The organism is Streptomyces niveiscabiei, from assembly GCF_033794345.1.
Classification (GTDB): domain Bacteria; phylum Actinomycetota; class Actinomycetes; order Streptomycetales; family Streptomycetaceae; genus Streptomyces; species Streptomyces niveiscabiei.
This window is the reverse complement of record NZ_JARAYJ010000050.1, coordinates 1-12,654: the sequence shown is the minus strand read 5'-3', so window position 1 is coordinate 12,654 and position 12,654 is coordinate 1. Positions and strand designations below refer to the sequence as shown.

Genomic DNA, 12,654 nt, shown 5'->3' with positions numbered 1-12,654 from the left:
GGGCACGTCCTGTCTAGGCGGGCTGTCCGATCTGGATGCCCCGGCCGTTGGTGGCCAGGTACACCGTGCCGGGTTCGCGGGGGTCTCCGGTGATGGCCTCGCCGAGCCAGCCCCACTGGTGCTGGTCGTCGTTGACGCGCCGCCAGCTCGCCGCGGCGTCGTCGGAGCGGTAGACGCCGGTGACGCCTTCGACGGTGGCGACCTGGTAGACGGAGAGGTAGGCGGCGCCGTCGGCCGCCGCGCCGAAGCCGAGGGTGTACGAGGCCTCGCAGCCCGCGAGCTTCGCGAAGGTCGCGCCGCCGTCGGTGGAGCGGTACAGCCCGTTGGCCTTGGCGCTGAGCCACAGGTCGCCGGAGCGTCCGGGCGCCGCGGCCACCTTGAACCCGGCGTCGCCGGAGGGGAGTCCGGTGGCCCGGGCCGTGAACGTCGCGCCCGCGTCGGTGCTGGCGTACAGCGTCCCCGTGCCGGTGTCGTACGCGTAGAGGACCGCGGGGTCGGCCGGGTCAGCGACCGGTGTGGCGCCGGCGGGGAAGGAGGGGACGTCCGCCCAGGTGGCGCCGTTGTCCGTGGAGCGCCGGGTCGGCTGTTTCGTACCGTCGCCGGGCACGAAGGACCACAGCAGCACGGTGCCGTCGGCGGTGACGGCGATGGGGCCCGACGCGTCCTTCGCGGCGGCCGGCTGGGAGGTGAAGGGGCTCCAGGTCTGTCCGCCGTCGTCGGAGTGGGCGCCGTTGCCGTTGTTCCCCACCCCCGTGCGGACCACGTAGGACGGCTTGGCGGCGGCCTGGGCGAGGCCCGTCGCGGTGACGAAGAGCGGGTTGGTCGCGAGGCCGCCGGCCGGTGAGGCCGTCAGCTGGTCGTGGTAGAGGGTCCCGATGTCCCGGGAACCGCTGAGCAGGTGGGCCTGGCCGGCGGGGGGCGAGATCAGGAAGAGCACCGCCGTCTCCTCCAGGCCGCGGATCTGCGGGGCCCAGTTCTTCAGGTCGCGGGTGCCGTAGAGGGTGGCGCCGGTGCCGTAGACGATGTGCTGGGAGTCGTAGGGGTCGATGGCGGTCATCTGGATCCACCACCCGAACGTCGGCGCGTCCTTGCCCCATTTGAGGAACGGGGTCTGCGAGACGTCCAGCCGGGCCCCGTCAGCGAGCGAGGTCCAGGTCCGGCCCCCGTCCGTGGTGCGGAACAGGGTGTCGCCCGACGACCAGCGGTTGTTGGTGGAGACGACGACGGTGCCGGTGTTCTGGGGATCGACGGCGGCGCCGCCGTACCCGAAGCCGTCGGAGCCCTGCGGCTTCACCGGGGTGACGTCGCTCCACGTGCCGGTGGTGACGGCCAGTTTGTGCACGCTTCCGTCCGACTGGCCGTTGGGGCCCGGGGCGTTCGCGTACGTCACGTACAGCTCCTTGGCGCGGCTGTCGTACGCGGCCCGCATCGGCATCTTCGCCTGCGGGCCGGCCGGCTGCCCGGGGACCGGTGCCCAGGTGCTGCCGCCGTCGCTGGTGCGGTACAGGGTGATCGCGTCCGAGGTGCCGTCGCCGTCGCCCCAGCCCGCGTAGAGGTCGCGTTCGGCGGCGACGAGGAGGGTGACGCCCTGGCCGGTGGGGTTCGGCCGGGGCGGGAAGCCGGTCGCGGAGGCCCAGGTCGCGCCCCGGTCCGTCGACGTGAGCAGGCCGTCGTGCCGGGTGCCCAGCCACAGGGTGTCGCCGTCGCGCGGGTCCACGAGGAGGCGTTCGCCCGTGCCCCGGCCGTCCTCGTTGGAGCCGAGCTTCACGGTGAGGTCGGTGCGGGTCCAGGTGGTCCCGCGGTCGTCGGAGCGCAGGAACGCGCCGTTGCCCGCCCACGGCTGGGTGTAGGTGCCGACGGCCAGGTAGAGGCTGTCCGGCCGCGCGGGGTCGATGGCCAGGGATTCGACGCCCAGCAGGTTCTGGTCGGCCTGGCTGATCCAGTCCAGCAGCGGGACCCAGCGGGCCGCGCCGTCGTCCCAGCGGTAGGCGCCGCCCATGTCGGTACGGGCGTAGGCCAGTCCCCGTACGGCGGGATGGAACACCACGCCGGTGACGAATCCGGTGCCGCCGATCACCACGTTGTCCCACCGGTAGGGCTGGGTGGCAGGTGCGGCCTTGCCCCTGGCGTCCACCGCCAGGGCGCTCCCCTGGAGGGCCGGAAGACCGATGAGCGCGGCACCGGCCGCGGCTCCGGCGAGGACGGAACGCCGGCTCGGATCGGACGGATGCATGTCGTACCTCAATCTGTGCAGCCGAGGGGGCCGGTCGCGGGAGAGCCACTGGCCGAGTCACACAACGATCACCGAAGGTGACATTAACTGCACGATGAGTAGCTACGCATGTGGTCGACGGCAAGGGGGTGGCGAGCGGGGCCGGCGCCAGGTCATATCGGCCGGGCTACCGGAGGGGCTGACGAAGGTCCGCAGCCGTATGGCGGTCCACACCGTCGCAGGATGTGAACGTTCCCACCCACCTCGAAGAGAAGCGGGAAAGGGCGCCTCAAACACCTTGCTCGACCGGAAATCAGGCTTCGCCGGAGTCCTTGACGGGGCAACTACCGATTCCTACTCTCCGTGGGAGCGTTCCCATGCAGCCGGAGCGAACCCAGGAAGGGACCGGCATGCGCGCAGCCCCGCACCCACCGCCCCGCACGCTCGCCGTCACCCCTCCCGACATCGTTGTCAGACATTCCGGCACCGTCCCGTCCCCGTCGTAAGGGAGTTCCCCATGAAAACCCCCACCCGCGCCGCACCCCGCGCGGCCGTCGTCATGGCCGCCCTTCTCGGCCTGTTCGCCCCGCTGCTCGGCCTCGGCACCCCGGCGCAGGCCGTACCCACCGGCTTCCGCGTGCAGAACGGACGGCTCCTCGAAGCCAACGGGAACGATTTCGTCATGCGGGGCGTCAACCACGCCCACACCTGGTACCCGGGGCAGATCAGCTCCATCGCCGCCATCAAGGCCAAGCGCGCCAACACCGTCCGCGTCGTCCTCGCCAACGGCGACCGCTGGGCCCGCAACAGCGCGGCCGACGTGGCGAACGTCGTCACCCAGTGCAAGCGCAGCCGGCTCATCTGCGTGCTGGAGGTCCACGACACCACCGGCTACGGCGACCAGAGCGGAGCGACCACCCTGGCCCGCGCCGCCGACTACTGGGTGAGCCTGAAGAGCACCCTGGCCGGCCAGGAGAGCTACGTCGTCATCAACATCGGCAACGAGCCGATCGGCAACAACAACGCCTCGCGGTGGACCGCCGACACCAAGGCGGCCATCCAGAAGCTGCGCGCCGCCGGGCTCGACCACACCCTCATGGTGGACGCGCCCAACTGGGGGCAGGACTGGTCGTTCACCATGCGGGACAACGCCGCGTCGGTCTTCGCGGCCGACCAGGACCGCAACACCGTCTTCTCGGTCCACATGTACGGCGTCTACAACACGGCCGCGAAGGTCAACGACTACCTGAACCGTTTCGTCGCCGCGAAACTCCCCGTCGTCGTGGGCGAGTTCGGCGACAACCACTCCGACGGCAACCCCGACGAGGACGCCGTCATGGCCGCGGCGCAGCGCCTCGGCATCGGCTACATCGGCTGGTCGTGGAGCGGCAACGGCAGCGATGTGCAGTACCTCGACATGGTGACCGGCTTCGACCCGAACCGGCTCAGCAACTGGGGCCGGCGCTTCTTCAACGGCGCGAACGGTGTCGCCGCCACCTCCCGGGAGGCCACGGTCTACGCCGGTGCCGCGAGCGCCGCCGCCCCGGCCGGGCGCTGATCCATGCGTGTCATGAGCGCGACAGATCTTGACCCGCAAGCGATCCAGCATCCGACCCGGCATCCCGCTGACACGACAAAGGCATGGAGGAACAGGACGATGCACCCGAGTACCAGGTTGCGGGCGGCCGTGGTCGCGGCCGTGACCGGTCTGACCGCCGCGCTCCTGGCGATCCAGCCGGCCTCGGCCCGGCCGGCGACCCCGGCGGACAGTCCGTATCAGCGGGGCCCCGACCCCACCGTGAGCAGCGTCGCGGCCCAGCGGGGCACGTTCGCCACCGCGGAGCTGACCGTGCCGCCCGGCAACGGCTTCAACGGCGGCAGGATCTACTACCCGACCGACACGAGCCTGGGCACCTGGGCCGCCGTGGCGGCCGTACCCGGCTACACCGCGAAGTGGGCGGCCGAGGGCGCCTGGATGGGGCCCTGGCTCGCCTCCTTCGGGTTCGTCGTCATCGGCATCGACACCAACAGCCCCAACGACCACGACACCGCCCGCGGCACCCAGCTGCTGGCTGCGCTGGACTACCTCACCCAGCGCAGCCCGGTCCGTGACCGCGTCGACCCCGGCCGGCTCGGCGTGATCGGACACTCCATGGGCGGCGGCGGTGCGATCAACGCGGCCGAACGGCGCCCGTCCCTCAAGGCCGCCCTGCCGCTGGCGCCCTTCTCGCCCTCGCAGAACCTCTCCACGCTCCGGGTCCCGACGATGATCATGGGTGCCCGGGACGACGGCACGGTCACGCCGTCGTATCTCAACGGGCTCCACGGCGGCATGCCGGCCGCCACGCCGAGCGCCTACATCGAGCTCACCAGCGGCGGCCACGGCTTCCCCACGTGGGGGAACTCCAACGTGACGCGCCGCACGATCCCCTGGCTCAAGATCTTCCACGACGGCGACACCCGGTACACGCGGTTCCTGTGCCCGCCGCTGCCCGACCGCACCGGCATCTCGCGGTCCCAGGTCACGTGCGGGTCCGTGCCCGGCTCGTCCCAGACCAACGGGACGCAGCTCCAGCTGTGGGACTGCCTGGACCAGGCCGGCCAGAAGTGGGCCCGCACGGACGCCAGGGAACTGCGCGTCCTCGGCGGCAAGTGCCTGGACGCCGAGGCGTCGGGAACCGCTCCCGGCACCCGGACCGTCCTGTGGACCTGCAACGGCGGCTCCAACCAGCGGTGGACGTGGCGGTGACGGAATCCTGAAACCGGCGACCGGGGTGAAGTGCCGCTCGGCGCCCGGCGCTTCGGCGCGCGCGGCGACCCCGGTCGTCTGTGAGTTTTCTGTGAAACTTGAAACTTCAGGCTTCCGATGGGTGGACGGGTACTGACAGGTTGAAGATCCAACTCGGCTGTCCTGTACGGCCGTTCACGCCCCTCTCCCCCACGAGGCATCCCATGACGAAAGCCTCCGCGCGAAGAACTCGCGCGACGCTCTTCGCGGCGACGGCGGGTCTCGCCCTGACCGTCACCCTGCTGCCCGGCGCCGCGAGCGCGGCCCTCCAGGATCCGGCGGACCCCGGCGGCGCCCCGGCGTCCCTGACGCCGCCGGCACCTTCGCAGCAGACCCTGATCCGGCAGGACGCGTCCCTCACGCAGGCCGAACAGCGGCCCGGTGTACGGGCGTTGGAGAAGCAGCTCGGCGCGCAGGGTGTGCTCGAACTCGACCCGGCCACCGGGACGGCACGTCAAGTGGCCCGGACGGACGGGTACTTGACGCCGCCCAGCACCGCAGGCGCGGAAACCGTGGCGCGGGACTATCTGCGGGCCCACCCGGACGTCTTCGGCCTGACCGCCGGTCAGGTCGGCGCCCTGAAGCTGCGCAAGCAGTACACGGACGTCGCCGGCATCCGGCACCTGTCGTTCGTCCAGGTCGTCGACGGCGTCCCGGTGTTCGGCAACGGCGTGAAGGCGAACGTCTCGCGCGACGGGCGCCTGATCAATGTGACCGGCTCCCCCGTGCGCGGCCTCCCGGCGAGCCTGGCGCCCGCCGGGATCAGCGCGGCGCAGGCCGAGCGCGCGGCCGTGCGGGACGTCGCCGGGGCGCGGGCGGTCGGCGCGGACGACGCCACCACCAAGCAGGTGGCGTTCGCGACGGGCGGCGGCACGGTGCGCCGCGCCTGGCGGACCGTCACCTCGCCCGCCGGCCACGCGATGTGGCTGCACGTCGTCGACGCGGACACCGGCCGGGTCCTGCACCGGCAGAGCCTGTCCTCGGACCTGCGCGGCCCCGGCGTGTCCGCGTCGGTGCCGGGCACCGGGCGGCCGGCGCCGTCCGCGCCCCGCGCTCTCCCGGTCACCGGGCAGGTGCTGGCCTGGGACCACGCTCCGGGAGACGTACGGGGCGGCCGGCAGTACCCGCGCGACCTGACCCTGCGGGGCTGGCTCCCGGCGGACGCGAAGACCCTCTCCGGGCCCGCCGCGCACGTCTACAGCGACGTCAACGACAACAACGAGGCGGACCCGGGCGAGGAGATCACGCCGGCCGCCGACGGGACGTTCGCCTTCCCCTTCAAGCCCTTCGCCGCGGACGGCTGCGGCACCCCGGTGCCGTGCTCGTGGGACGCGAAGACGCCGTACTCGTGGCGGACGAACCGCGAGCAGAACGCCGCGCAGGTCTTCTACTTCCTGTCGACGTTCCAGAACCACCTGCAAGCCGCCCCGATCGGCTTCACCCGCGCCGCCGGCAACTTCGACGGGCGCGACGGCGACGCCGTCGAGACCCACACCGACGACGGTGCGGCCGTACAGGACGGGCTGCCCGACAACGGCCACGTGAACAACGCCAACATGAACACGCCGCCGGACGGGCAGCCGCCCACGATGCAGCTGTTCCTGACCGCCCCCGAAGACGGCTACCCGATCGTCCAGGGCAACTGGGGCGACGACGCGGCCACCGTCTACCACGAGTACACGCACGGCCTGTCCAACCGGCTGGTCGTCGACGCCGACGGCGTCTCGACCCTCACCGGCATGCAGTCCGGCGCCATGGGCGAGGCGTGGAGCGACTGGTACGCCCTCGACTTCCTCACCTCCGAGGGACTGCGCCAGGACCGGCGGGACGTCGACGGCGAACTCGCGCTCGACCCGGCGGGCTGGATCGACCAGTCGCCCACCCGCTCCCAAGGGCTGGACTGCCCGGTGGGCTCCACCTCGCCCCGGTGTCCGGGAGACGGGAGCGCGGGGCCGGGCGGGTACACCTACGGCGACTACGGGAAGATCGGCAACGGTCCGGGGCCGCACGCCGACGGCGAGATCTGGGGCGAGACCCTCTGGGACCTGCGCACCGCGCTGGGCAGCGCGCTCACCCGGTCGCTGGTGACCCGCGCGATGGAGCTGTCGCCGGCCGACCCGAGCTTCCTCGACCAGCGCAACGCGATCCTCCAGGCCGACACCGTCGTCAACGGCGGACGCGCCCACGACCGCATCTGGCAGGTGTTCGCTGGCCGGGGCATGGGCTACTTCGCGGCGTCCTTCACGAGCTCCGACGTCAAGCCCGACGAGGACTTCTCCCTGCCGCCCGGCCCCGACGCCCCGCGCCGCGCGCTCGCCGGCACGGTCACCGACAGCGCGACCGGCGCGCCGGTCGCCGGGGTCACCGTCAGCGTCAGCGGCCACGCCTCCGGCTTCCCCGGCGCCGACCTGTCGGCCGTGACCGGGGCGGACGGCACGTACAGCATCCCGGGCGTCCCCGAGGGGACGTACCGCAAGGTGTACGCGAGCGGCGGCGGCTACGAGCCCGAGCTGCGCACCGTCACCCTCACCGGCGCCACGGCCGTCGACTGGCGGCTGCGCCGCGACTGGGCGGCCTCCTCCGGCGGGGCCTCGGTCACCGGCTTCAGCGGGCCCGACTTCGGGGACTCCGGCTGCGGTCCCGGTGGTCTGATCGACGGGTCGGCCGCCGTGTGGGGCTCGGAGGCGAAGGGCGGCACCGACGGCAAGGGCGTCGAGCCGGTGCACACCACGGTCCGGCTGCCCGCCGCCGTCGACATCACCGAGCTGCGTATCGACCCGACGGCCGGCTGCGGGGACGACCTCACGGCGTCCCTGGGCGACTACCGGATCGAGACGTCCGTGGACGGCACCTCCTGGGCCGTCGCCGCCGAGGGGCACTTCGGCCCGGCGGACACGGGCCGCCAGAACGCCGTGGCCCTCGCGGCCGGGACCGGCGAGAACGTCCGCCACGTCCGGCTGACCATGCTCGGCAACCAGGCCGCCGACCGCGGCGTCAGCTGCGCGGCCGACTCCGGCCCCTCGGGGTGCCGGTACCTCGACGCCACCGAACTCCTCGTCAACGGCGCCCCGCACAGCGCCTGACCGGAGCCTGCGGCGCCCGGTTCGCACCGGGCGCCGCAGGACCACGGGCCGGGCTCAGCCGGCGGTGAGGGTCGTCCACTTCTGGTTGGTGCCCCCGTGGCAGTCCCACAGCTGGAGCTGGGTGCCGTCGGCCGTGGCGGAGCCCGGGACGTCGAGGCAGCGGCCGGAGACGGGGTTGCGGTAGCCCCCGTTGTAGGGCTGCCAGACCTGGTTCGCGCCGCCGTGGCAGGTCCACAGGTGCGTCCTGGTGCCGTTGGCGGTGCCCGCGCCGACGGTGTCGAGGCACTTCCCGAGGGAGCGCAGGGTGCCGTCGGTGTAGGCGGACCAGGTCTGTTGCGGGCTGTTGCCGCAGCTCCAGGTCTGGACGGCGGTTCCGTCGGCGGTGTTCGCGCCGGCGACGTCCAGGCACTTGCCGGCGATGCCGGAGGACACGCGGGAGGGGGCCGGGGCGGGGTTCCTCAGCCAGCCGGCGTCGTCGGCGGCCCGGACGCTGCGGTGGAAGGCGGCGGCCATCTTCTCGTAGCCGGCGTCATTGGGGTGCAGGGCGTCGGCCAGGTCGGCCGGGGTCAGGGCGCTCATGTCCACGTACCCGACGTGCCGGCCCGCCGCCTGCGCCTCGTTCACGATCCGCGGGACGGCCTGGTTGTACGCGGCGCGGTACTGCTCCTCGGAGCCGCTGGTGGACACGACGAGGGAGGCCACGAGGACCGTCGCGTCGGGTGCGGCGGCGGTGATCCGGTCGACCAGCGACTTCAGCCGGGCGGTGGCCGTGGAGACCTGGTACGACCGGTCGAGGTCGTTCGTCCCGATCATCAGCGTCACGACGTTGGGCCGGTAGCGGGTGAGCGCGGCGTCGGTGAGATCGGCGATCTGGTGGATCAGGTAGCCGGAGTGGCCCTCGTTGTCGGGGTCGGACATCGAACCGGCTCGCCCGGTGCCGACGAAGTCCACCGGATGGCCGTCCGCCGCGAGCTTGTTGTACAGCGAACCGCGGTAGCCGTTGCCCGTGCTGCTGCCTACGCCCCAGGTGATCGAGTCGCCCATCGGCATCAGGCGCACGGGGGTGGTGGGGGCGGCGGAGGCGGGGGCCGCCGATCCGAACACGGCGGCGGCGAGCACGGCCGTCAGGAGAGCCCAGAACTTTCTCACAGAACGTCCTTTTCTCCGAGTGATCCGAGTGATCCGAGTGATCTGCGTGATCTGCGTGATCTGCGTGAGTCGGGTCGGTGAAGGGGGTCGGCTCACGGGGTGCTGAAGGGCCGGTCGTAGAGCTCCAGGCTCCGGATCGAGGCCCAGGTTCCGGAGGGCAGCCCGGTGACGGTCACCCGGACGTACCGGGCCTGCGTCCGGAAGGCGGAGACCTGTACCTGTGCGGTGCCGGTGGTGGCGGTCAGGTCGGCCAGGGTGGTCCAGGCGGCGTCGTCGGTGGAGCCCTCGATCCGGTAGCGGTAGTTCGTGTCCGGGAACTCCCAGGCGATCCGCGCTCCGGTCAGCTGCCTGCGCTCCCCCAGGTCCACCTTCAGCCACTCCCCGCTGCCGCCGCCGTCCGCGCACCAGCGGGTGGCAGTGGAGCCGTCGACGGCCTTCGCCGCGGTGTTGCCGTGGGCGCTCTCCTGGCTGCTCGCCGTGGCGGCCCGGCCGGCGGCGATGTCGGCGGGCTCCACGGAGCGGTCCAGCGTGACGCCGACGACGCTGTCCTCGGGGATGCGTGTGCGGTCGATGCCGGTGACGGTCACCGAGCCGTCGGGGCCGACGGTGTACGGCAGGCCGGTGCCCGTGGCGACGTCGAAGACGCGGGTGACCCGGGCGTCCCCGGTGGGCGGGGTGGTGAAGGCGGTGCCGGTGTGGCCGGGCAGCAGGTGGACGTAGAAGGTGTCGCCCCGGTAGGTGAAGCCGTGACGGCCGTCCACGGGCTGCCAGGGGCCGCCGCGCGTGCCGTAGACGGCCTCGCCGCAGGCCGTCAGGAAGGCGCCGACCCGGCGGACCGCCGCCGCCTGGTCGGCCGGTACCGCCCCGGTGCGGTCCGGGCCGACGTTCAGCAGGCAGGTCATGTTCCGCACCCAGGCGTTGACCAGGACGTCCATGATGGCGCCGAAGCCCATCACGGGCGCGCCGGCCGTGTAGCCCCAGGCGCCGCCGATGGTGAAGCACTTCTCCGTCACCTTCCCGGAGCGGATCGCGCCGGTCGGCACGGAACCGCCCTCCTCGCTGGCGTAGTCGCCGATCCAGCCGGAGCGCGAGGTGGTGACGATGTCGGGCTGGTGCTTGCGGACCAGCCCGGTCAGGCCGAGCGGTCTGCCGGTGGCGGGGTCGGTCTCGCTGTACGCGGCGTCCACGGGCCACTCGTTGGCGGGGTCGCGGAACTCGCCGGGTTCCCAGAAGAAGGCGGCGTCCGCGTCCGAGCCCTGCTGGCCGAGCCAGCCGCCGTCCCACCAGAGGTCGTCGATCGGGCCGTACCGGGTGACCAGCTCCTTGACCTGCTGGTACACCTCGTTCTTCATGATCCGCGCGTTCTCCTTGTGCGCGGGATCGGTGACGTAGCCCCATTTGTTGGGGAGGCAGCCCGTGCCGTGGACGTCGTAGTAGCCGGGGTAGCGCCAGCTCAGGGGCGAGTAGTAGAGGCCGACGCGCAGTCCGGCGTCGCGTACGGCGGAGACGTACCGGCCGATGAAGTCCTGCTGGAGCGGCGCCTGGCCGGAGTGCCAGGCGCTGGGGTGCGTGGACGGCCACAGGGCGAAGCCGTCGTGGTGGCGGGCGGTCAGGACGGTGTAGCGGGCGCCCATGTCCCTGGCCAGGCGCGCCCATGCGGCGGGGTCGTAGGCGTCGGCGGTGAACTGTGCGGGGCCCGGGTCGGTGACGTACCGGCGGTAGTTCTCCGGGGTGACGGCCGCGTTCTCCATGTACCACTCGCCCTTGGCCGGGCCGGCGTAGACGCCCCAGTGGAGGAACATGCCGAGTCTGGCGTCCTGCATCCAGCGGATCTTCTCGTCGGGCTGCTGCTCGACGCCGAGGTCCGGCCGGGGGATCCGCAGCGGGGGCAGGGGCAGCGGCTGCGGTGCGGCGGCGGCGCGGGCGGGGGGCGCCAGGGCCGGCGGCGCCACCGCGGCGGCCGTCACGGCGGCCACGCCGGTCAACGCCGTGCGGCGGCTGATCGGTTGGGACACGGCTCTCTCCTGTACTCCGGGCACTACCTCCGACATGGGATGTATTAGCGGGTGCACAGGAGGCAGTTGTCCATAACCGGGGCGGAAATCGCCTTGAAACAGCGGTTCTTGTGCGGCTCGTTTCCGCCCTGGGCATGATTGACATCGGATGTATCGGAGGGGGCGGGTGTCGTCACCAGCCTGTCGGCAGGCCGGCGAGGAAGGGGGTGAGCCGGTCGGCGATCAGGCGGTCGTCGTGGGCGGAGTAGTGCCAGTCGCAGCCGAGGAAGTCCAGGCCCGCGTCGTCGAGGAACCAGTACCGCACCCGGCTGTCCCCGGCGTCGTTGCGGGCCCGCACCACCTGCTGGACCTGGGCGGCGTACTGGCCGGCGCCCACCGCCACGATGGTGGTACCGGCGCCGTAGCGGGCGCGCAGCTTCTGGACGAAGTCGCCGTAGGCGGCGCGGTAGGCGGACGCGAGGCTGTCCGGTGTCCAGCGTTCCCCGGGGTTGATGGCGGTCGAGAAGTCGTTGGTGCCGAGGTTGACCACGACGACCTGGGGGCGCCAGGTGCCGGGGTTGTGCCAGACGTCGCCGGGCACGTTCAGCAGGGCGCGGTCGTAGTAGGTCCGGTAGCTGACGTCCGGCGACCCGCCGTTGTAGTTGCGCACCATGCCGAGGCCCGAGTAGCCGTTGACCTGGTAGTCGGCGCCGAGGCGCCGGGCGGTGAGGGCGCCGTAGCTCACGTCGGTGTTGGTGGTCCTGCGCACCTGGTCCCCGGTGCAGGTGCGGGAGGTCGAGAGGTTGCCGTAGCCGACCGTCAGGGAGTCGCCGATGAACTCGATCTGGCGGCTGCGGGCGGCGGGCCGGTCCAGGACGGCGCCGCCGGGCGCGGCGAGGAAGCCGCCGAAGGAACTGGTGGTCCAGGGAGTGTCGTTGCGTTTGACGAGGCGGACGGTGTGCGTGCCGTTCGCCAGGCCGTTGATCCAGCGGGTCGTCCTGCCGGGGGTGACGAGCGTGGCGACCGTGGTTCCGTCGATCTGGACGTCGTAGTCGGCGGCCGGGTCGTCGAGGACGACGCCCACGCCGGTACCGCTGACGCGTCCTTCGAAGTACACGCCGGGCCAGCTGTAGCGGAACGTGCCGCCCGCGTCCTGGACCCGTCCCGCCGTGTGCACCTGCGCGGGCGCCGCTGCGGCGTGCGCGCCGGCCGGCAACGCCGTCAGCAGGGCGGTCGCCGCCGCGAGCACCGCCGTCCGCATCCGGTGTCGCGGGCGCGGGGTCTTCGGGGCCTTCGAGGTGATGGTCATGTGGGGGGTCTCCTCGCTGTGGGGGGTGCCCCTATCTCTTTCGTCAAGGGGCGGGTCGGTTGATTGGTGATGTTTCAGGCGGCTTGGGGGACGGCTTGAGGTTCGAAGAACGTGCCGTC

General features: G+C 72.4%; 7 protein-coding genes. 3 read left to right on the top strand and 4 right to left on the bottom strand.

Going from position 1 to position 12,654, the window contains the following annotated elements:
- Window positions 1–13: 13 nt before the first annotated feature.
- Complete coding sequence (locus PV682_RS39390; RefSeq protein WP_319737092.1) at window positions 14–2,233, bottom strand: WD40/YVTN/BNR-like repeat-containing protein; 2,220 nt, start codon at window positions 2,231–2,233, stop codon at window positions 14–16.
- A 496-nt stretch (window positions 2,234–2,729) separates the two neighbouring features.
- On the opposite strand from PV682_RS39390, the gene PV682_RS39385 reads away from it, so the two are divergent.
- From PV682_RS39385 to PV682_RS39375, 3 genes are all read left to right on the top strand, one after another.
- Window positions 2,730–3,770, top strand: coding sequence for a glycoside hydrolase family 5 protein (locus tag PV682_RS39385; protein ID WP_319737090.1), 1,041 nt, complete (start codon window positions 2,730–2,732; stop codon window positions 3,768–3,770).
- 99 nt (window positions 3,771–3,869) lie between these two features.
- Window positions 3,870–4,961 (top strand): poly(ethylene terephthalate) hydrolase family protein, encoded by a 1,092-nt coding sequence (locus PV682_RS39380; protein WP_319737089.1) that lies wholly within the window; start codon window positions 3,870–3,872, stop codon window positions 4,959–4,961.
- Between the two features lie 203 nt (window positions 4,962–5,164).
- Window positions 5,165–8,083, top strand: coding sequence for a M36 family metallopeptidase (locus PV682_RS39375; RefSeq protein WP_319737087.1), 2,919 nt, complete (start codon window positions 5,165–5,167; stop codon window positions 8,081–8,083).
- A 54-nt stretch (window positions 8,084–8,137) separates the two neighbouring features.
- On the opposite strand, the gene PV682_RS39370 is transcribed toward PV682_RS39375, so the two are convergent.
- From PV682_RS39370 to PV682_RS39360, 3 genes are all read right to left on the bottom strand, one after another.
- Window positions 8,138–9,232 carry a ricin-type beta-trefoil lectin domain protein gene (locus PV682_RS39370; RefSeq protein ID WP_319737085.1) on the bottom strand — a complete coding sequence of 365 codons (1,095 nt, stop codon included), beginning with the start codon at window positions 9,230–9,232 and terminating at the stop codon, window positions 8,138–8,140.
- A 92-nt stretch (window positions 9,233–9,324) separates the two neighbouring features.
- Window positions 9,325–11,247 carry an alpha-L-fucosidase gene (locus tag PV682_RS39365; RefSeq protein ID WP_319737083.1) on the bottom strand — a complete coding sequence of 641 codons (1,923 nt, stop codon included), beginning with the start codon at window positions 11,245–11,247 and terminating at the stop codon, window positions 9,325–9,327.
- A 172-nt stretch (window positions 11,248–11,419) separates the two neighbouring features.
- Window positions 11,420–12,535 (bottom strand): SGNH/GDSL hydrolase family protein, encoded by a 1,116-nt coding sequence (locus tag PV682_RS39360; protein WP_319737082.1) that lies wholly within the window; start codon window positions 12,533–12,535, stop codon window positions 11,420–11,422.
- Between the last annotated feature and the right edge of the window lie 119 nt (window positions 12,536–12,654).

What these genes read in the sequence shown, in the direction of transcription:
- PV682_RS39385 (WP_319737090.1), top strand. Translation starts at nt 2,730, where the DNA reads ATGAAAACCCCCACCCGCGCCGCACCCCGCGCGGCCGTCGTCATGGCC.
- PV682_RS39360 (WP_319737082.1), bottom strand. Translation starts at nt 12,535, where the DNA reads ATGACCATCACCTCGAAGGCCCCGAAGACCCCGCGCCCGCGACACCGG.
- PV682_RS39390 (WP_319737092.1), bottom strand. Translation starts at nt 2,233, where the DNA reads ATGCATCCGTCCGATCCGAGCCGGCGTTCCGTCCTCGCCGGAGCCGCG.
- PV682_RS39375 (WP_319737087.1), top strand. Translation starts at nt 5,165, where the DNA reads ATGACGAAAGCCTCCGCGCGAAGAACTCGCGCGACGCTCTTCGCGGCG.
- PV682_RS39380 (WP_319737089.1), top strand. Translation starts at nt 3,870, where the DNA reads ATGCACCCGAGTACCAGGTTGCGGGCGGCCGTGGTCGCGGCCGTGACC.